Genomic DNA, 20,037 nt, shown 5'->3' on the forward strand with positions numbered 1-20,037 from the left:
GGTCTCCTTGCTGGAAAGGGTGGGTCGAGGCGGGCGTCAGTTCGGCGACGCGGGGCTGGTGCCGGTCGCGGTGGCGTACAGGTCGGTGCGCACCCGGCAGCGCGGGTTGCCGAAGGCGACCATCCGGGTGAGCTTGTGGCCGATCGGGGTGCGGTGCACGATCGAGGCCACCGCCTGCCGGCCCATCTCCAAGGTCCGGTTGCGGCTGCCGAGCATGCCCTTGGCCTGCAGGTGCTGGAACTTGAGCACCTTGTTGATGTCGGCATTACGGGGCGTGGTGTATGCCGACAGCGCCGCCGCGTCCACCGGACCGGGCTTGCGCAGCGCCGCGACCAGCGCCGGGTGGGCCAGCACCGCGTCCTGCAGGGCCAGGTTGAGGCCCTGCGCGCCGAGCGGGCTGTGCGTGTGCGCGGCGTCGCCGATCAGCAGCAGGCCGTCGCGCGCCCACTCGCGGGCGGTCCCGGCGAACACGTCGAGCAGGCTGAGGTCGGCCAGGCCGCGCACCTTCTCGTACACCCGCCCGGCGTACTCCGGCACCGCCTGGCACAGCTGGTCGCGGAACTCGGTGAACGGCCGCGCCGCGAACTGCCGGTAGCCGCCGTGCGGCAGCGCCCAGCCGAGCTGGATGCCCTCCGGGTAACTGCTGTAGCTGAGCAGCATGCGGCCGCCGCCGCCGCGGATCGTCACGTCGCGCACCGACTCGCCCGCCGCGGGCAGCTTGAACCACAGCAGGTCGAAGGTGAACACGTCGCGCCGGTCGTACGGGATGCCCGACAGCTGACGCGTCTTGGAGTAGCGCCCGTCCGCCCCGACCACGCAGCGGGACCGGATGGTGCGATGGCCGCGCGGGCCGGACACGACAGCCCCGCGCACCGCGCCGCCGTCGCGGACCAGGTCGGTGATCCGGGTCCCGGCGAGGTAGCGGAAGGTCGGCTCCCGGCGGCACGCCGCCAGCAGCTCTTCCAGGATGTACTGCTGCGGCACGCTGAGCATGTAGTTGTACGGCCCCGGCAGCGCCCGGTAGTCCACCCCGAGCACCGCCTTGCCCTTGTTGACCAGCTGGAAGCGGTCGTGCACGTGGCTGCCGCGGTTGCTGGCCGCGGCCAGCACCCCGAGTTCGTTCAGCACGGCCAGGCCGCCGGGCTGCAGGATCTCCCCGCGGTACGCCCGATCGAAGCTGGACGACTTCTCCACCACCGTGACGTCGACGCCGGACCGCGCCAGCAGCAGCGCGAGCGCCAGCCCGGCCGGTCCGCCGCCGATCACGCAGACATCGGTGAGGACGTCGCTGTCCCTGTCAGCCAATGGATGCCTCCTCGGTCAGGCCCCGCGCCCCGGCGCACTTGATGCCGCCGACCAGCGAGGTGTCATGGGTTCCGTCGATGAACTGCGGATGGTCGAGCACCGCGAGCAGGAAGTCGCGGTTGGTGGCCAGGCCCGGCCCGGCGGCGTGGAACTCGCCCAGCGCCCGCCGCATGCGCAGCAGCGCCTGCGGCCGGTCCGGCGCCCACACCACGACCTTGGCCAGCAGCGGGTCGTACGCCGGGGACACCCGGCCGCCCGGGTAGGCGTCGGTGTCGACGCGCACGAACGGGCCGGCTGGCAGCCGCAGCTCGACCAGCCGCCCCGGTGCGGGCACGAAGTCGCGGGCCGGGTCCTCGGCGTTGATCCGGCACTCCATGGCCGCGCCGCGGGGCACCAGGTCCTCCTGGCGCAGGCTGAGCCGCTCCCCCGCGGCGATCAGCAGCTGCTCGCGGACCAGGTCGATGCCGTGGGTCAGTTCGGTGACCGGGTGTTCGACCTGGATGCGGCAGTTGACCTCCATGAAGTGGAAGCCGCCGGCGCCGTCGACGAGGAACTCGAAGGTGCCCGCCCCGACGTAGCCGGTGGCCAGGGCCCCGCGCAGCGCCGCCTCGCCCATCTGCCGGGCCAGGTCGGCGGGCAGGCCCGGCGCGGGCGTCTCCTCGATGATCTTCTGCCGCCGCCGCTGCGCCGAGCAGTCGCGCAGGCCCAGGTAGACGCCGTCGCCGTACTGGTCGCAGAGGATCTGCACCTCGACGTGGCGCGCGGTGGGCAGGTAGCGCTCCAGGTAGAGCCGGTCGTCGCCGAACAGCGACTGCGCCGCCGACTTCACCTCCCGGAACTGCCGGACCAGGTCGCCCGGCTCGTGCACGACCTGCATGCCGCGCCCGCCGCCCCCGGCCACCGCCTTGACGATGACCGGGTAGCCGATCTGCTCGGCGACCTTGACCGCGAGGTCCGGGCACTGCACCGGCCCGTCGCTGCCGGGCAGCATGGGCAGCCCGGCGGCGGCCATCGCGGCGCGGGCGGCGGCCTTGTCGCCCAGCCGCTCGATCACCGCCGCCGGCGGGCCGACGAAGGTGATGCCGTACGCCTCGCAGGCCTCCGCGAAGTCGGGCACCTCGGAGAGGAAGCCGTACCCGGGGTGGACCGCGTCCGCGCCGGTGCGCCGGGCCGCCTCCAGGATCGCGGACATGTTCAGGTAGCTGGAGCGCGCCGGGCCGGGTCCGATGCAGACGGCCTCGTCCGCGGCGTCCACCACCGCGGCGTCGCGGTCCTCGGTGGAGTAGACGGCGACCACGCGCAGCCCCAGCTCGCGGCAGGTACGGGCGACGCGCAGGGCGATCTCGCCCCGGTTGGCGATGAGCACGGTGGTGAACACGGCGGCCCCCTAGTGCCCGGTCGCCGGGGCGAGGGTGAGCAGCCGGTCGCCGTACTCCACCGACGTGCCGTCGGTGACGTGCACGGCGACGATCTGACCGTCCCGTTCGGCCTCGACCGGGATCATCAGCTTCATCACCTCGATGATCGCTACCTGCTGGCCGCGCCGGACGTGGTCGCCCTCGGCGACGAACGGGGCCGTGCCCGGCTCCGCGGCACGGTAGAACGTGCCGACGGTGCCCGCGCAGATGTCCACGAAGCCGTCGCCCGCGGCCGGGCCGGAGCCCGCCGTGGCGACCGCCGTGCTCTGGCCCTGGGCGGCCGCGGCACCGCTGCCCGCCGCACCGTGGCCGGACGCGGCGTTGCCGTGGCCCGCGGCGCCGTTGGCGGCGGCGCCATGGGCTTCAGGGCCGTGGCCCACGGTGGCGTTGCCGCCGTGGTGCTCCGGGTACTGGACGCCGGGCTGCCAGGGCAGGTAATGCACCGCCGGCGCGATCGCACCCGGCGTGGACAGGGCAGCCACCGCGGCGGCGGCTGCCTGTGCCGCGCCGGCGGGTGTGGACTCGTCGGCCCACTCCAGTTCGACGAGCACCTCGCCGGCCCGGATACGCAGCACGCGGGGTTGCCTGTCCACTCCGGACAGCAGTTGCTGGGCGCTGCGGCGCACGTCGTCGAGGTCGTCGGCGACGGTGCGGCCGGTGTCGGGCAGTGAGCCGTGCATGGGACAGGCGTCGGCGGTGTCCACCGGAACGGGTGGCACGCGCAGATGTGGATCCAGCAGACCGGTCACCACGAACCTCCTTCGGTCGGGATCAGTACGGCCTCATCGGGCCGGCGCGAGCTGCCGAAGCGCCGGAAGCGGGCACGCCGCTGCGCGACGAGGCGGGTCTGGTCGAGCCCCGCGAGATCGGCCAGCTCGGCATGGACGGCGGCGCGCAGCGCGGCGGCCGCGCCGGTGTGGTCGGCCTCGGCGCCGCCCGGCGGTTCCGGGATGACCCCTTCCACCACACCGAGTTCGAGCAGGGAGCGGGCATCCACGCGCAGCGCCTGGGCAGCGGTGGGTGCGGCGGCGGCGTCGCGCCACAGGATCGCCGCGCAGCCCTCGGGGCTGATGACGGTGTAGAACGCGTTCTCCATGATCAGTACGCGGTCGGCGACGGCGATGCCGAGTGCCCCGCCGCTGCACCCCTCACCGGTGATCACCGTGACCACCGGGACGGGCAGTGAGCCCATCAGGCGCAGGTTCTCGGCGATCGCCGTGGCCTGGCCCTGCTCCTCGGCGTCGACCCCCGGGTGCGCCCCGGGCGTGTCCACCAGCGTGACCACGGGCAGCCCCCACTTGGCGGCCAGCCGCAGCAGCCGGGCGGCCTTGCGGTAGCCCGCCGGTCCCGGCATGCCGTAGTTGCGCAGGGCCAGCTCGCGGGTGGTGTGGCCCTTCTGGTGCCCGATCACGACCAGCGGCGTGCCGCCGAGCCGGCCGACCCCGCCGATGATCGCCGGGCAGTCGCCGCCGACCCGGTCGCCGTGCAGTTCCTCGAAGTCGTCGAGGATCATGCTGAGGTAGTCGGAGGTGGTGGGCCGCGCTATGTTGCGTGCCCGGCGGACCGCCTCCCAGGCGCGCCGCTCGGCCAGCAGCGCGGGATCGCGGACCACGGTGTGCGCGCCGCCCTCGACCGGGGCCGGCGGCACCGCGTCGCGGCGGGTGCCGATCGCCAGCAGCCGGCCGAGGCGGTGGCGCAGCGCCGGGCGCGGGCAGATCAGATCGAGGAAGCCGCGGTCCAGCAGGAACTCCGCCGTCTGGAAGCCGGGCGGCAGCTCCTGTTTGATGGTCTGGGCGATGACCCGGGGCCCGGCGAAGCCGAGCCGCGCGCCGGGTTCGGCGACCACGACGTCGCCGAGCATCGCGAAGGAGGCGGCGACCCCGCCGTAGGTCGGGTCGGTGACCAGGCAGACCGTGGGCAGCCCGGCCTCGTCGAGCTGGTGCAGCGCCTGGGCGGTCTTCGCCATCTGCATCAGGCCGATGACGCCCTCCTGCATGCGCACCCCGCCGGACGCGGTGACCAGCAGCAACGGCAGCCGCTGCGCCAGCGCCGTCTCGGCCGCGCAGGTGATCAGCTCACCTACCGCGCCGGACAGGCTGCCGCCCATGAAGCGGAAGTCCATCACCGCGGCGATCGCCGGGGTGCCGGTCATCCGCAACTTGCAGCAGACCACCGCCTCGGCCAGCCCGGTCGCGTGCCGGGCCTCGGCGATACGCTGCGGATAGGGCTTGTCGTCGACGAACCGCAGCGGATCCGCGGCGTCGGCGACCAGGTCCAGCGGCTCGACCGAGCCGGGATCGGCCAGCAGGGCCAGCCGGTCCCAGGCGCCCAGCGGGCGGCAGTGCCCGCACTGCGGGCAGATGCCGTTGCTGCGGGCCAGCCGCTTGCCGTACACGACGGCCTGGCAGCGGCCGCAGGAGACCCACGGCGCGGCCGGTCCGGCCGGACCGGGCAGTTCGCCCGATCCGGCCGCGTCTCCGGTCACGACAAAACCCCTGTCCGGGTGGAGCTGACCAGGTCGATCAGCTGTCCAGGCGTGCTCACCGCCAGCACCGCGTCGTCGGGCAGGCGGATGCTGAGGTCGCGTTGCAGTCGTGCGGTGGTCTCCAGCAGCGCCAGGGAGTCATACCCCAGGTCGGCGAAGCTGGTGTCGGCGATGTCCCCGTCCAGGTCCACTCTCTCGTCCGCCCCTGCGACATCGCGCAGGATGCGCCGCACGTCCTCGATGGTGAAGTCGTTCATGACGCGCTCCCTTCCGTTTAGGCATCGGCGTACGGCTCAGCGGGAGGCGACCGGGGCGTGGTCGCCGACCGCGTCGTACAGGTCGTGCTCCGGGACGGCCAGCCCGGCCAGCTTCATGACCTGCTCCCGGAAGCCCGGGGCCTGCACCGCCTTGGCGTGGGCCGCCGCGTCGGCCCACTGCGCGGTCTCGATGAAGACCTCGGGCTGGCGGCGCGAGCGGTAGAGCTGGCGGCCGATGAAGCCCGGCTGGGCGCTCATGTACGCCGAGATCTCGTCGAGCACCTGCTCGAACTGGGCTACGTCGCCGTTGACGGTGATCTTGTTGATGAACGTGACCATGTGGTCGCTCCTTCGGGTGTGGGCGGCGCCGTGCCGCTCGTGTACGTGGGTGCGCACGTCCCGGCGGCGGGCTTTGCCGTTGGGCGAGCGCGGGATCTCCTGCACCAGCTCGATGCCGTGCAGGTGCTGGTATTCGGGCAGGCCCGCGTTGACGAACGCGATGACCTCGTCCGGGCCGAGCTGCTCGTCGTCGGTGACGACCAGGGCGTACGCGACAGCGCCGCGGTACTCGTGCGGCATGTCGACGACCATGCAGTCGGTCACCGCCGGATGGCGCATGATCACCCGTTCCAGCTCCACGGGTGAGACCAGCCAGTTGTCGCACTTGAAGACGTCCTTGAGCCGGTCGACCAGGAACAGCGTGCCCTCGTCGTCGAGGCGGCCCACGTCTCCGGTGTCGAACCAGCCCTCGGCGTCGAACGGGCGCTGCACCCCGTCTGGGGTCAGGTAGCCCGCCATCAGCTGCGGGCCCCGGACCTGCACCTCACCCGGGGTGCCGACGGGCAGCGGCTGCCGGGTGTCCAGGTCGACGACCCGGCACTCGGTGCCGGCGACCGGCCGGCCCACCGAACCCGCCGACGGCCGGTCGATCCGGTCGCAGTGGGTCAGCGGCGCGGTCTCGGCCAGGCCGTACCCCTGGATGACCGGGACCCCCAGCCCGGCGCAGAGCCGGGCCGCGGCGGCCGGGGCCAGCGCGGACCCTCCGGAGAGGATCGCCCGCACCCCCGGCATGTGCCAGGTGGGCAGCCGCGGGTCGGCGGCCATCCGGGCCAGCCGCACCGGCAGGCTGTAGAAGTGCGTCGCCCCGGTGCGGGCCGCCGTGATGACGGCCTGCGTCGGGTCGGCGTCCGGGCACAGCACCTGGGTCGCCGCGGCGCAGACCGCCGAGTTCAGGTGCATCGGGTGGTACGTCGGCAGGTGGTTGAGCGTCACCGTGTCCGGACCGAGTCCGTGCACCCCCGCCACCTGGGCCGCGTTGTAGACCAGGTTGCGGTGGGTCAGCAGCACCGCCTTGGGCCGCCCGGTGGTGCCGCTGGTGAACTGGACCACCGCCACCTCGTCCGGGTCCTCGACCGGCGAGGTGAACCGGGCCGACCGGCCCGCCGGCGCGCCCGCGGCCGGCACGCAGTGCTCACCCGGACGGTCCAGGTAGAACACGTGCGCCAGTCCGGGCAGGTCGAGCCGGATGCGCTGGAGCTTGTCGGCCATGTCGGCGACCCCGACGAGCACCCGCACCCCGGCCGACTCCAGCGCGTACGCCAGCTCCTCCTCGCCCTGCAGCGGGTTGATCACGGCGCACACGTGGCCCGCCCGCACCGTGCCGTAGTAGGCCACGGCGAAGGCCGGGTGCAGCGCGGCCGCGATGCCGACGACGGCGCCCGGCAGGCCCGCCCGCGGTGGTGCCGCGTCCCGTGGGAGCAGGGCGGTGAGCTTCGCCGCGAAGCCGTCCGCAGCCGCGTCGAGTTCGGCGAACGTCATCGCCCTTGACCCGGTCTGCACCGCGATCCGGTGCGGGGCGCTGACCGCGGCGCGGCGCAGCAGCCCGTCGAGGGTGCCGCCGGAGCGGGCCAGCAGGTCGGCCAGTTCCCGCTCGGCGGCGACGGCGTCGGTGCTACTTGGCACTGGCCGGCTCCTCGGCGTACGCCTGCGCGTGGCGCAGCGTCTGCAGCGAGTTGGTGCTGAGCACCCGGCGCAGGTAGCGGCGCGCGTCGGCGACCGTGGTCTGCTCGCCGAGCAGGTTCAGCGCCGACGGCTTGATGGTCGCCGTGTGCCGGGCGTGCACGGTGACACCCTCGGGCGTCTCGACGAAGTGCCAGTGCCCGGTGTGCGCGTCGAGCAGCTTCGGCAGGCCGATCTGCTTGTAGATGATTTTGTGCGGCAGGCAGACGCGCACCGAGCGGGTGGTGTGCGCGCGGCCCTCCGGGGTCACCGTGTCCATGTCGAAGAACTGCACGCCGGGCTGGTCCTCGGTCATCGACAGGGCGGTGACGTGCGGGACCCGCTCGGGCCACTTGTCGGCCGCGTACAGGAACTCGTAGACCTGCTGCGGCTGCCCGGCGATGAACAGCGGGTCCTCGAAGGAGATGACCAGCTGCTCCAGCTCGTCCCACTGCTCGGCCAGGGCCTTGACCCGGGCGACGATCTCCGCGGCCCCTTCGAGCTGCGCGGCGGCGGCGTCCGCGCCCTGCTCGCCCGGGGCAGCGGTGACGGTCACCGTCAGCTCGGCCTCGCAGGCCTGCTCGCCCTGCGGGGCGAACGTCCACTCGGTGCGCACCGACACCAGCGGTGCTGCGCAGTCCCGCTGCTCGGTGACGACCCGCAGGCCGGCCTTGTCCACGGTGCGGGTGGTGCTCCACTGGCGTACGGCGTCACCGTCCAGTGCCCACCAGCGCACGTTCGCGCCGTCGGCGTCCGGCTCGGCGTGCACGCCGTCCGGGAAGAACTGCGGCCAGTGGCGCAGGTCGTTGATGATCTCGAAGGCGACCGCGGCCGGCGCGGAGACCTCCGCGCGCTGGGTCTCGGTGTACACCTTGTTCTTGGACATCGGCGCTCCTCTACGGGCCGGGATGGGGATTTCGGCCGCACGCGGTCATCCGCGGCGAACCGGTCTGCCATGAACCGTCGCAGCCCGCCACTTGAGGACCGCTGGAAGTCGGCTTGAATGCCCAGGTCAAGCCACCACGCCGCGATCACGGCAGGCCGGCGCCGCCGACCGCCGGCCGAGCCAGAAAGATCGTCACCAGTTCCGTCGAATGGGACAGATCGCCCCTCGCGAGCACTAATAGTGGTGGAGGCGGCTTTCGCACATTGCGAGCGCGACGAGCCATTCGGGGGTGCACATGCAATGTCGAGTACTCGGCCCGCTGGATGTACGCAGCGGCGGGATGTCGGGTGACCTGACCGCGCCCAAACCGCGCAAGGTGCTGGCACTGCTGCTGATCCACGCCGACCGGGTGGTGCCGATCGACCTGCTCACCACCGAGCTGTGGGACGACGAGCCGCCCGCGAGCGCGCTGACCACGCTGCAGACCTACATCCTGCAGATCCGGCGGATGCTGGCCCGCACCTGCGCCATGGACCCGGCCCGGGTGGCCCGGGAGCTGCTGGTCACCCACGCCGACGGCTACCAGCTGCACCTGGCCGACGGGTCGCTGGACCTGCACGAGTACGAGCGCCTGGCCGACCAGGGCCGGTTGGCCCAGCTCTGCGGCGACCACGGGCACGCCTCGCGGCTGCTCGGCGCGGCGCTGGCCGTGTGGCGCGGCTCGGCGCTGGTCGACGTGCGGCTCGGCCCGGTGCTGCGGGTCGAGGCGCAGCGCCTGGAGGAGGCTCGGCTGGCCACCTGGAAGCAGCGCATCGACGCCGACCTGGAGCTGGGCCGCCACCGCGAGATCCTGGGCGAGCTGGGCTGCCTGGCCGCCCGCCACCCGCTGCACGAGGACCTGCAGGCCCAGTTCATGATCGCGCTGTACCGGGCGGGCCGGCGCACCGACGCGCTCGACGCCTTCCGCCGCCTGCGCGAGGTGCTCATCGGCGAGCTGGGCCTGGAGCCCTCGCGGCGCATCCAGCGCGTGCAGCACGCCATCCTCACCGCCGACCCGGTGCTGGACACGGCGTCCGCCCTGGACACCGCCTGGACCTGGGAGTCCGCCTCCGCCGGGGCCGAACTGGTCTCCGCCGGCCGCGGCCTGCACTGAACAGCCCATTTCTCAAGCAGGCCTCAAGTCGGCGCGAGGGACGCTCGACGGAGGTCCACCGACCCCGCAGGAGGCGTCCATGCAACGACGTGTCGTCATTACCGGGTTGGGCGTGGTGGCGCCGGGCGGCATCGGCGCCAAGGCGTTCTGGGAGCTGCTGACCTCAGGACGCACCGCGACCCGCACCATCAGCTTCTTCGACCCCTCGCCGTTCCGGTCCCAGGTCGCCGCGGAGTGCGACTTCGACCCGGCCGCACACGGCCTGTCCCCCGCGCAGACCATCCGGATGGACCGGGCCGCGCAGTTCGCCGTCGTCGCCGCCGCCGAGGCGGTCGCCGACGCCGGCCTGGAGCTCGCCGAGCTGGACCCGTACCGGGTCGGCACGGTGGTGGGCAGCGCGGTCGGCGCGACCATGAGCCTGGAGCGCGAGTACGTCATCGCCTCCGACAGGGGCCGCCGCTGGCTGGTCGAGAACGCGCGCACCTCACCCCACCTGTACGACTACTACGTGCCCGGCTCGTTCGCCGCCGAGGTGGCCTGGTCGATCGGCGCGGAGGGCCCGGCCGCGGTGGTCTCCACCGGCTGCACCTCCGGATTGGACGCCGTCGCGTACGCCGCCGAGCTGATCCGCGAGGGCAGCGCCGACGTGGTGGTCGGCGGGGCCAGCGACGCGCCCATCTCCCCGATCACGGTGGCCTGCTTCGACGCCATCAAGGCGACCACGCCCCGCAACGACGACCCCGCGCACGCGTCCCGGCCGTTCGACAACAGCCGCAACGGTTTCGTGCTCGGCGAGGGCTCGGCGATGTTCGTGCTGGAGGACCTGGAACGGGCCCGCCGCCGCGGCGCGCCGGTGTACGCCGAGATCGTCGGGTTCGCCTCGCGCTGCAACGCCTTCCACATGACCGGGCTGCGCCCCGACGGCCGGGAGATGGCCGAGGCGATCCGCAACGCCCTGGACACGGCCCGGATGGACCCGACCGCGATCGGCTACGTCAACGCGCACGGCTCGGGCACCAAGCAGAACGACCGGCACGAGACGGCCGCCGTGAAGCTGGCCCTGCGCGAGCACGCGTACGCCACCCCGATGAGCTCGATCAAGTCGATGGTCGGGCACTCGCTCGGCGCGATCGGCGCGATCGAGGTGGCCGCCTGCGCGCTGGCCATCACCAACGGGGTGGTGCCGCCGACGGCCAACCTGCACGAGCCCGACCCCGAATGCGACCTGGACTACGTGCCCCTGGAAGCCCGCGACCGGCGGCTGGACGCGGTCCTGTCGGTGGGCAGCGGGTTCGGCGGCTTCCAGAGCGCCATGCTGCTGGCCCGCCCGGAAGGAGACGCCCGATGAGCGAGCGCAGCATCCCGGACGCACCCGCCGCCGCCGCGCGAAGCGGGCGGACGGCCACCGGCGCACCCGTGGTCACCGGTATCGGCGTGGTCGCCGCGACCGGACTGGACACCGAGACCTACTGGAAGGCCGTCCTGGACGGGCGCAGCGGCATCGGCCGCATCGCCCGGTTCGACCCGGCGCAGTACCCGTCCCGGCTGGCCGGCGAGATCCGCGACTTCGACCCCGCCGCCCACCTGCCCGACCGGCTGCTGGCGCAGACCGACCACGTCACCCGGTACTCGCTGACCGCGGCGGCGCAGGCCCTCGCCGACGCGGCGGTCGACCCGGCGGCACTGGGCGACTACGACATGGGCGTGGTGACCGCCAGCTCGGCCGGGGGCTTCGAGTTCGGGCAGAAGGAGCTGGAGAAGCTGTGGTCCAAGGGTGGTGACCACGTCAGCGCGTACCAGTCGTTCGCCTGGTTCTACGCGGTCAACACCGGGCAGATCTCCATCCGGCACGGCCTGCGCGGCCCCAGCGGGGTGCTGGTCACCGACCAGGCCGGCGGGCTCGACGCGATCGGCCAGGCCCGCCGCCACCTGCGCGCGGGCACCGCGCTGGCGATCACCGGCGGCGTCGACGGCTCGCTGTGCCCGTGGGGCTGGATCGGGCAGCTGGCCACCGGGCAGATCAGCGAGTCCGACGACCCGGAGCGGGCCTACCTGCCCTTCGACCGGGACGCGAACGGCTTCGTGCCGGGCGAGGGCGGCGCGATCCTCGTCGTCGAGCAGCGCGAGGCCGCCCGCCGCCGGGCCGCGCCGAAGGTGTACGGCGAGATCAGCGGCTACGCCGCCACCTTCGACCCGGCCCCGGACCGCAACCGCCCGCCGGGCCTGCGCCGCGCGATCGAACTGGCCCTGGCCGACGCGCATTGCGCCGCAGCAGAGATCGATGTCGTCTTCGCCGACGCAGCCGGAGTGCCCGAACTGGACCTCGCCGAGGCCAAGGCGCTGAACGGAGTGTTCGGCGCGGGCCGGGTGCCGGTCACCGCGCCCAAGACGATGACGGGGCGGCTGGCCGCGGGCGCGGGTGGGCTCGACGTCGCCACCGCGCTGCTGTCCCTGCGCGACCAGGTCATCCCGCCGACCGTCAACGTCGGCTCGCTCGCCGACGGCTGCCGGGACCTGGACCTCGTGCTCGACGCGGCCCGCCCCGCGCCGCTGCGGCGGGCGCTGGTGCTGGCCCGCGGCATCGGCGGCTTCAACGCCGCCGTGGTGGTCACCGCCCCGTAGGACCGCCAGGCCGTCCCGCGACTCGGTCACCGCCCGCCGCCCGCCGCCGGTCGCCCGCCGCCCGCCGCCCGCCGCCCGCCGCCGGTCGCCGGTCGCCCGAAGATCGCCGTTTCGTGTCATAACCTTCGGTCCCACCCCAGGTTCTGACACGAAACGGCGATCTTGGCGTGCGCGGCGGGCGCGGGAGGCGGCGCGGGCGCGGGGGCGCGGTGGGATCTGGGGGTGGGTGTGCGGTGCGCCTGTTTGGGCTGGTGGGTGTCGGTGGTTAGGGTGGCGGAGTTCCTGGCAAATCGGACAAATTGGGTTCCCTAGTCCTGTGCCGGTCGCCAGGTCTTCCGACATCGCGACCGAAGGGCGACCGATGCCTTCCCGACGACAACTTCTCACCACCGGCGTGCTGTCCGGCGCGGCCATGCTGATCCCGGCCCCGGCGAGCGCTGCGCGCGCCGCGGCCGCGGCGATGGCCGCCGGAAAGCTCGACGCCTCGAAGATTCACAAGTACAAGACGCGGCTGCCGATCCCGGCCGCCATGCCGGCGGTCTCCAGGAACGGCAAGGCCGACCGGTACGCCGTGGAGGTGCGCCAGTTCCGCCAGCAGATCCTGCCGCCGGGTATGCCGCAGACCACAGTCTGGGGATACGGCTCCGCGGGCCACCCGAAGACGTTCGGGTACCCGGCACGCACCATCGAGGCCACCGCCGACCGGCCGGTCGAGGTCACCTGGATCAACGGGCTGGTCGACGCCAAGGGCCGGGCCCGGCCGCACCTGCTGCCGGTGGACCCGACCCTGCACTGGGCCAACCCGGCCGGCGGCGCCGGACACCGGGACATGCCCGCCCACTTCACCGGCACGCCGGCGCGTTACACCGGCCCGGTGCCGATCGTGACGCACGTGCACGGCGCGCACGCCGCGGAGGAGGCCGACGGCTACCCGACGGCCTGGTACCTGCCCGACGCCAAGCTGGCGCGCGGATTCGCGGCCACCGGCTCGGACTACGCCGCGATGCGGGAGAAGGCGGAGAGCTACGGCCCGCGCTGGAAGCCCGGCCAGGCCGTGTTCCGCTACGACAACGACCAGGCCCCGGGCACGCTCTGGTATCACGACCACGCGCTGGGCATCACCCGGCTCAACGTGTACGCGGGCCCGGTCGGCTTCTACCTGATCCGCGGCGGCGATCAGGACCTGCCCGAGGGCACGCTGCCCGGCCCGGCCCCCGGCCCGGACGACCCGGAGAACACCCGCTACTACGAGATCCCGCTGGTCATCCAGGACCGCTCGTTCCGCACCGACGGCTCGCTGTACTACCCGGACAGCCGCAGCCAGTTCCACGACGCGTTCGCCGGGCCGTACGTGCCGGCCAGCGACATCGCCCCGATCTGGAACCCGGCGTACCTCGCCGACGCCATCGTGGTCAACGGCCGCACCTGGCCGCAGCTGGCCGTCGAGCCCCGCCGCTACCGGCTGCGGCTGCTCAACGGCAGCAACTCGCGCAGCCTGATCCTGAAGATCGCGACCAGCGCGACCGCGCCGCGCCCGGCTGCCGCGGTGACGCCGTTCTGGCAGATCGGCTCCGACGGCGGCTGGCTGCGCGAGCCGGTGAAGCTGGAGCAGCTGCTGCTCGGACCCGGCGAGCGGGCCGACGTCATCGTCGACCTCACCGGCCTGGCCGAGGGCACCGAGTTGTTCGTGATCAACGAGGCCCCGGACGTGCCGTACGCGGCCGGTGTGCTCGGCACGGACTACCAGCCGGCCAACATCGCCACCACGGGCCAGGTGATGAAGCTCCTGGTCGTCGGCTTGCGCGGCAAGGACACCAGCGTGCCGCCGGAGTTCCTGACGCTGCCCGCCGCGCCGAAGCTGCCCGACTCGGCGGCGAGCTGGCGGGTCCTGCTCGACGACCTGCCCTCGGCGTCGCTGACCGGGGTGAACCACCGGGTCGCCACGCTCGGCACGGTCGCGCCGGACCGCACCCAGACGCCGCTGCGCTGGCACGACGCCCCGACCGAGAAGCCGGTGCTGGGCCGCAGCGAGACCTGGGAGATCCTCAACTTCACCGACCACTCGCACACGGTGCACCTGCACCAGGTGCAGTTCGAGGTGGTCAGCCGGCAGCCCTTCGGCATCCCGCCCAAGCCCCGCCCCGCGGAGGCCTGGGAGTCCGGCCGCAAGGACACCGTGCTGGTCCACTCCGGCGAGGTGACGCGCGTCAAGGCCGTCTTCGACCGCCCCGGCCGCTACGTCTGGCACTGCCACATGCTCGAACACGAGGACAACGAGATGATGCGCCCCATCCTCGTCGCCTAGCTGAGGAAAGGAAGGGCACCTTCACATCGCTATGCGATGTGAAGGTGCCCTTCCTAACGGGCTAAGCCCGGTGAGCTGCGGTTTCAGAGCGGGGTTCTGGTCACCTTGCCGCCGTGGTCGACGTACCAGCGCTCGCTGGTCATCGGCACCCCGCGCACGCGGTCGGCGAGCCAGTCGGCGGCCAGCGTCGGCGCGAACGGGCCCAGGTTCGCCGCGGGCACGCCGCCGATGGAGTGCCGCGAGTCCTGGTACACCACCAGCTGCTTGGGGCCGGCCACCTCGGCCAGCAGCGCCTCGGTGCACTCCAGCGGGCTCAGCTCGTCACGGTCCCCGGCCAGCACCAGGTACGGCATGTTCAGCCGCTCGGCGTGGCCCTCCCAGGTCAGCGTCCGGGCGAACTCGTCGAACGTGTCCTCGTCGGTGTGCCCCGACATGTACATGAAGCGCATCTTGTACGTCGGCCACGCCTGCTCGAACGCCGCCGACCAGCCCGGCTGGTGGCAGGTGTTCATCACCGCGCAGGCCTTGATCCGGGGCTCGTGCGCGGCGGCGATGGTCCCGGCGAACGAGCCGAAGCTGATGCCGCTGAGCACGATCCGCTGCGCGTCGACCTCCTCGCGCCGGGACAGCCAGTCCACGCACGCGGTGCCGGTACGCGCCCAGGCGGGCACGGTGGTGTGGATGCCCATCATCGCGGCCTCGTACTGCCCCGGCCCCTCGATCGCCAGCACCGCGAAGCCGCGGGTCAGGAAGCGGTCGCCGTGCAGCGCGACGGTGGCCTCCTTGAAGCTGTCCATGCCGGGCACCGCGATCACCACCGGCAGGCGGCCGCCGTGGTAGCCGGGCGGCAGGTGGAACCAGGCGGGCAGGGCCCCGCCCGCGAACGGGATGGTGACCGCCTCGATGCGGTGGTCGGCCAGCTCGGCGTAGTGGGCGAAGCAGGCCCGCTTGCGCCGGTGGTAGAAGCGGTTGACCTCGTCGTCGCTGTGGATGGGCCACTGCGCCGCACCCCAGTGCACGGCCGCCATGAAGTAGTTGTCGCGGGCGGTGACCTGGTGCCCGTCGGCGGCGGCGGCCTCGGCGCGCGCCTCGCGGCGGCGGGCGACCGCCTCGAAGGTGGGCGCGAAGTCGGCGTACCGGCGCACCCTGGCCCGCACCGTGGCGAAGTCGGCCCCGGCCTCCACGCCGCAGGAGGCGTTCCAGTAGATGGAGCGGGGCTGGTCGAAGTCCACTCCCGTCTCGGCGATGGCCGCCTCCAGCCGGTCGCGTTCGACGAGCCAGCGCCGGGTACTGCGGACGGGGCGCTCCACAGGCGCAGTGGTGGTCATCCGGGTGTCCGTGCGATCCGTGACCTGGTCCATGTCGATCTCCTTAGTCGCGCGACACCGTCGCCGACCGGCGCACCTGCGCGCCGGCACACCGTCCCGATGGCGCACAGCGGCGCCGCAGGGCTGCCCGACGGTTCCCGCCGTGACCTCAAGCGGCACCGTCCCCGTTAAGCACCCTGGCACACTGCGAGGCGCCGCGAGACCGAATCAGTCCAGGTCAGACGTTCACCCGAGGACGCGAGGCAGCCCGCAGGCGGTCGTGCACCACCGCGGCGGCCACCACGACGGCGAGCCAGCACACGCCCAGGGCGTAGCCGGCGAGCACGTCGGTGAGCCAGTGCACGCCCAGATACAGCCGCGAGAAGCCGACCAGCAGCGCGACGGCCGTGGCCGCCAGCCAGACCAGCGGCTTCGCCGCGCGCCCGACGCGCAGGCTCACCAGCAGCGCGAGCACGCCGTACGCGGCGGCGGCCTGCGCGCTGTGGCCGGACGGGAAGGCATACCCCGTGGCCGTGGTCAGCACCTCGCCGACCACGGGCCGCGGACGCACGGTGAGCAGTTTGCCGATGGTGACCAGCAGCGCGCTGCCCATCGACACGGCCAGCACCAGTGCCAACGTGCGCCGCCGGTTCCGCCACAGCGGCAGCAGCAGCGCCGCCAGCACGAGCAGCGGGACGGTGATCCAGCCGCTGCCCAGCCAGGTCACCGCCTGCATGCAGCGGGTCAGCCAGGGCGTGCGGTGATCCGCCAGCCAACTCGCGACCGGCGGATCTGTGCTGCTCAGCTCCTCGTGTGCGACCACGTCGTCGGTGATGCCCGCGAGCACCCACAGCCCGACCAGCGTCGCGCCCGCACCGAAGGCCAGCCACCCTCGCAGCGCACGATCAGGCAACGCGCAACCTCACCCGGATCGTGCGCAGGCGACCGGCGGCCGCCGGTCCTGCGCGCACCCCGCCGCCGTCTGCGCGCCGCACCGGCCCCAGGCTCGGCGACGGCCCGCCGTCCGGCTGGTTCGCGCTCGCCATCGCCGCGCCTGGTGACAGGCGACCGGGCGGCGTCCGGTCCATCGCCACGCCCGGCGACAGCCCGCCCGGCTGCGGTTCCGGCGCGCCGTGGCGCGGCCCGGACGGCGTGGTGGGCGGGGTCGGTCCCGCGTCGAGCGCGTCGCCGCGCCGGCCCTTGCCGAACTTCAGGTACAGCCCCGGCAGCACGAACAGGTTGAGCAGGGTCGAGGTGACCAGACCGCCGAGGATCACCACGGCCATCGGGTACTCGATCTCGTGGCCCGGCAGGTTGCCCAGCACCACGAGCGGCACCAGCGCCAGCGCGGTGGCCAGGGTGGTCATCAGGATCGGCGAGAGCCGCTCGCGGGAACCGCGCAGCACCAGGCCGAGCCCGAACGGCTCGCCCTCCTCGCGTTCCAGGTGCTGGTAGTGGTTGATGAGCAGGATGCCGTTGCGGGCGGCGATGCCGAGCACGGTGAAGAAGCCCACCAGCGAGCCGAGCGAGATCACCCGGCCGGTGAGGAACGCCGCGAGCAGGCCGCCGACCAGGGCCGCGGGCAGGGTGAGGAAGGACAGCGCCGCCAGCCGCCAGCTGCCGTAGCAGGCCTGCAGCAGGAAGAAGATGGCCACCGCGGCGAGCACGGCGTAGACCAGCAGCCGCCGGTCGGCGGCCTGGCGCTCGGCGTACTCGCCCAGGGTCTGCGCGTAGTAGCCGCGCGGGAACTCGATCCCGGCCATCTTCTCGTCGAGCTCGCCGACCACCGAGCCGAGGTCGCGGCCCTGCACGTTGGCCGTGACGTCGATCTTGCGCAGGGTGCCGTCGTGCTCGATCTGGTTCGGCGTCGCCGCGATGCGCACGTCGGCCACCTCGCTCAGCGGCACGGTGCCGCCGGCGGGCACGTCGATCGGCAGCTGCCGGATCGCGGTGACGTTGGCCCGCGTCTCGGGCGTGCTCCAGACCTGCACGTCGTATGCCTTGCCGTCGCGGAAGACGTCGCCGACCTCCTCGCCGGCCATCAGGGTGGCCGCCGCGCGGCGCACGTCGCCGGGCTTGATGCCCAGCTGCTGCGCCTTGGCGAGATCGACCTCGATCTCGACCTGCGGCACCTCCTTCTGCAGCGAGACGTGCTCGTCGATCACGCCGTCGATGCCGCCCATCGCCGCGAGCACCTTGTCGGCCTGCTCGCGCATGACCTTGAGGTCCTCGCCGTAGATGCGCACCACGATCGCGTTGCCGGATCCGGTGAGCACCTCGCGGATGCGCTCCTTGAGGTAGGTCTGCACGTCGCGGACCAGGCCCGGGTAGCTGTTCACCACCGCTTCGATCTTCTTGTGGGTCTCGTCGTAGTCGGCGTCCGGGTCGATGCTGATCCAGTTCTCGCCGAAGTTGACCCCGACCACCTCGTCGGCGATGAGCGCCTGCCCGATGTGCGCGCCGAAGTTGCGCACCCCCGGGATGGCCATCAGGTCCTTGCTGGCCTGCTCGGTGATGCGCACCTCCTCCGGGTGCGACGCGCCGGGTTCGGTGACCCAGTGCATCAGGAAGTCGCGCTCCTTGAACGAGGGCAGCAGCGCCTGGCCCAGGCCCGGCAGCACCGCGAGGCCAGCCAGCGTCATGACCGCGATCAGGGCGTACGCCCGCACCGGCCGCTTGGTGATGCGGCTCAGCGCCGACTGGTAGCCCCGTTGCAGCCAGCGCACCAGCGGCGACTCGCGCCGCTCCAGCGGGGCCTTGCGCAGCAGCATCAGCGCGAGGGCGGGGGTGACCGTCAGCGCGACCACCATGGACACCAGCACGGCCAGCATGTAGGCCAGTGCCAGCGGGCGGAAGAACGCGCCGGTCAGGCCCTCCAGGAAGAAGATCGGCACGGCCGAGGCGATGATGATCAGCGTGGCGTAGACGATCGGACCCCGGACCTCCAGCGAGGCGTCGAGCACGAGTTTGGCCGTCGTCGGCACGGAGTCGTCGGCGCCGGCCCGCCGCGCCTGACGCAACCGTCTGACTATGTTCTCAATGTCGATGATGGCGTCGTCCACCACGACCCCGACGGCGATCACCAGCCCGGCCAGGATCATGGTGTTGATGCCGTACCCGAACGCATGCAGCACCAGCCCCGCGCCCACCAGCGACAGCGGGATGGCCACGACGCTGATCAGCGCGGTGCGCCACTCGAACAGGAACAGCGCCAGCACCAGCACCACCAGCAGGCAGCCCAGCAGCAGCGCCCGGCCCAGGTTGTGGATGGCCGTCTCCACGAAGGTGGCCGGCCGGAAGATCGTCGTGTCGACGGTGATGCCGGTCAGGCCCGGCGCCAGTTCCTTCATCGCCGCCTCGACGCCCTCGGTCACCTCCAGCGTGTTGCCCCAGGGCAGCTTCTCGACGATGAGCATGAGGCCGGGTCCGCCGTTGATCACGGCGTCGCCGATCAGCGGCTGGTGGTCCTCCTTGACCGTGGCGACGTCGGCCAGGGTCACGGTCTTGCCGTCGCGCTCGGCCACCGGGACCTTCGCCAGGTCGGCCGGGGTCACGATCGGCAGCACGTGCTGGATCGCCATGCGCTGGTTAGGCGTCTCCAGGAAGCCGCCGGTGCCGATCACCGCGCCGTCCGAGTAGCGCAGCAGACCCGCGTCGAGCGCGTCGGCGGTGACCTCCATGACCTCGTTCAGGGACACGTCGTGCGCCTGCATCCTGGCGGGATCGGCCTGCACCTGCATCATCTGGATGCGCTCGCCCCAGATGGCCACGTTGGCCACGCCGGGCACACGCAGCAGCCGGTTGCGGATGGTCCAGTAGGAGACCATCGACATCTCCATCACGGACCGGCTGTCCGAGGACAGCCCGATCTTCATGACCCGGCTGGTCGACGACAGCGGCTGCAGCATCACCGGCGGGCTCGCCCAGGTCGGCAGGATCGCTGCCGCCTCGTTGATCCGTTCGGACACCAGCTGGCGGGCCCTGAGCAGATCGGTGCCCGGCTCGAAGATCAGCACGATCGACGACAGCTGCGACACCGACTTGGACCGGATGTCGGCGAGCCCCTCGACCCCGTTGAGCGCCTGTTCCAGCGGCACCGTGACCAGCGCCTCGACCTCCGCGGCGGACAGGCCCAGGCTGGGTGTCTGCACCTCGACGCGCGGCGGGGCGAACTCCGGGAACACGTCCACCGGCATGTCGCGCAGCTGGCCGACGCCGAAGAACATCATGCCGCAGGCGATCGCGACCACCAGCGCCCGGAACCTCAGGCTCGATCCGACGATCCACCGCATCATGGCCGC

The 20,037-nt window shown here is 72.8% G+C and carries 14 protein-coding genes; 4 read left to right on the plus strand and 10 right to left on the minus strand.

Annotated features, from left to right (window positions below):
• Nucleotides 1–36 precede the first annotated feature (36 nt).
• Genes F6W97_RS34320 through F6W97_RS34350 form a run of 7 tightly spaced genes read right to left on the minus strand, consistent with a single transcriptional unit; the run spans nt 37 to nt 8,349 of the window.
• On the minus strand, nt 37–1,305 hold the full coding sequence (locus F6W97_RS34320) for an FAD-dependent oxidoreductase (protein ID WP_155374704.1): 1,269 nt from the start codon (nt 1,303–1,305) through the stop codon (nt 37–39).
• Nucleotides 1,298–2,683, minus strand: coding sequence for an acetyl-CoA carboxylase biotin carboxylase subunit (locus tag F6W97_RS34325; protein ID WP_155374705.1), 1,386 nt, complete (start codon nt 2,681–2,683; stop codon nt 1,298–1,300). Before F6W97_RS34325 ends, F6W97_RS34320 begins: the two co-directional genes overlap by 8 nt.
• Nucleotides 2,684–2,692: 9 nt before the next feature.
• The gene (locus F6W97_RS41075) at nt 2,693–3,472 is read right to left on the minus strand and encodes an acetyl-CoA carboxylase biotin carboxyl carrier protein (protein ID WP_230687215.1); all 780 of its coding nucleotides are present in this window, start codon (nt 3,470–3,472) and stop codon (nt 2,693–2,695) included.
• Nucleotides 3,469–5,208 (minus strand): acetyl-CoA carboxylase carboxyl transferase subunit alpha, encoded by a 1,740-nt coding sequence (gene accA / locus F6W97_RS34335; protein ID WP_155374706.1) that lies wholly within the window; start codon nt 5,206–5,208, stop codon nt 3,469–3,471. The genes F6W97_RS41075 and accA overlap by 4 nt, the downstream gene beginning before the upstream one ends.
• Nucleotides 5,205–5,465 carry an acyl carrier protein gene (locus F6W97_RS34340; RefSeq protein ID WP_155374707.1) on the minus strand — a complete coding sequence of 87 codons (261 nt, stop codon included), beginning with the start codon at nt 5,463–5,465 and terminating at the stop codon, nt 5,205–5,207. The genes accA and F6W97_RS34340 overlap by 4 nt, the downstream gene beginning before the upstream one ends.
• A gap of 36 nt (nt 5,466–5,501) precedes the next feature.
• Nucleotides 5,502–7,427 carry an AMP-binding protein gene (locus F6W97_RS34345; protein ID WP_155374708.1) on the minus strand — a complete coding sequence of 642 codons (1,926 nt, stop codon included), beginning with the start codon at nt 7,425–7,427 and terminating at the stop codon, nt 5,502–5,504.
• Nucleotides 7,417–8,349: an SRPBCC family protein gene (locus tag F6W97_RS34350; RefSeq protein ID WP_155374709.1), complete on the minus strand. Its 933-nt coding sequence runs from the start codon at nt 8,347–8,349 to the stop codon at nt 7,417–7,419. Before F6W97_RS34350 ends, F6W97_RS34345 begins: the two co-directional genes overlap by 11 nt.
• Nucleotides 8,350–8,689: 340 nt before the next feature.
• Between F6W97_RS34350 and F6W97_RS34355 the strand changes: the two genes are divergently transcribed.
• The 4 genes from F6W97_RS34355 (at nt 8,690) to F6W97_RS34370 (ending at nt 14,429) form a co-directional block, all read left to right on the plus strand.
• A complete protein-coding gene (locus F6W97_RS34355; protein WP_230687216.1) occupies nt 8,690–9,502 on the plus strand; it encodes an AfsR/SARP family transcriptional regulator in 813 nt (270 codons plus the stop codon).
• 79 nt (nt 9,503–9,581) lie between these two features.
• Nucleotides 9,582–10,850, plus strand: coding sequence for a beta-ketoacyl-[acyl-carrier-protein] synthase family protein (locus F6W97_RS34360; RefSeq protein ID WP_155374711.1), 1,269 nt, complete (start codon nt 9,582–9,584; stop codon nt 10,848–10,850).
• Nucleotides 10,847–12,124, plus strand: a complete 1,278-nt coding sequence (locus F6W97_RS34365) for a ketosynthase chain-length factor (RefSeq protein WP_155374712.1) — start codon at nt 10,847–10,849, stop codon at nt 12,122–12,124. Before F6W97_RS34360 ends, F6W97_RS34365 begins: the two co-directional genes overlap by 4 nt.
• A 361-nt stretch (nt 12,125–12,485) precedes the next feature.
• Complete coding sequence (locus F6W97_RS34370; RefSeq protein WP_230687217.1) at nt 12,486–14,429, plus strand: multicopper oxidase family protein; 1,944 nt, start codon at nt 12,486–12,488, stop codon at nt 14,427–14,429.
• An 83-nt stretch (nt 14,430–14,512) separates the two neighbouring features.
• On the opposite strand, the gene F6W97_RS34375 is transcribed toward F6W97_RS34370, so the two are convergent.
• The 3 genes from F6W97_RS34375 to F6W97_RS34385 all read right to left on the minus strand — a co-directional run bounded on the left by F6W97_RS34375 (nt 14,513) and on the right by F6W97_RS34385 (nt 20,031).
• On the minus strand, nt 14,513–15,790 hold the full coding sequence (locus F6W97_RS34375) for an alpha/beta hydrolase family protein (protein WP_155374713.1): 1,278 nt from the start codon (nt 15,788–15,790) through the stop codon (nt 14,513–14,515).
• A gap of 184 nt (nt 15,791–15,974) precedes the next feature.
• Nucleotides 15,975–16,649, minus strand: coding sequence for a phosphatase PAP2 family protein (locus tag F6W97_RS34380; RefSeq protein ID WP_155374714.1), 675 nt, complete (start codon nt 16,647–16,649; stop codon nt 15,975–15,977).
• Complete coding sequence (locus tag F6W97_RS34385; protein ID WP_196279443.1) at nt 16,642–20,031, minus strand: efflux RND transporter permease subunit; 3,390 nt, start codon at nt 20,029–20,031, stop codon at nt 16,642–16,644. The genes F6W97_RS34380 and F6W97_RS34385 overlap by 8 nt, the downstream gene beginning before the upstream one ends.
• Nucleotides 20,032–20,037: the final 6 nt, after the last annotated feature.

Source organism: Catellatospora vulcania, from assembly GCF_009720385.1.
Lineage (GTDB): Bacteria > Actinomycetota > Actinomycetes > Mycobacteriales > Micromonosporaceae > Catellatospora > Catellatospora vulcania.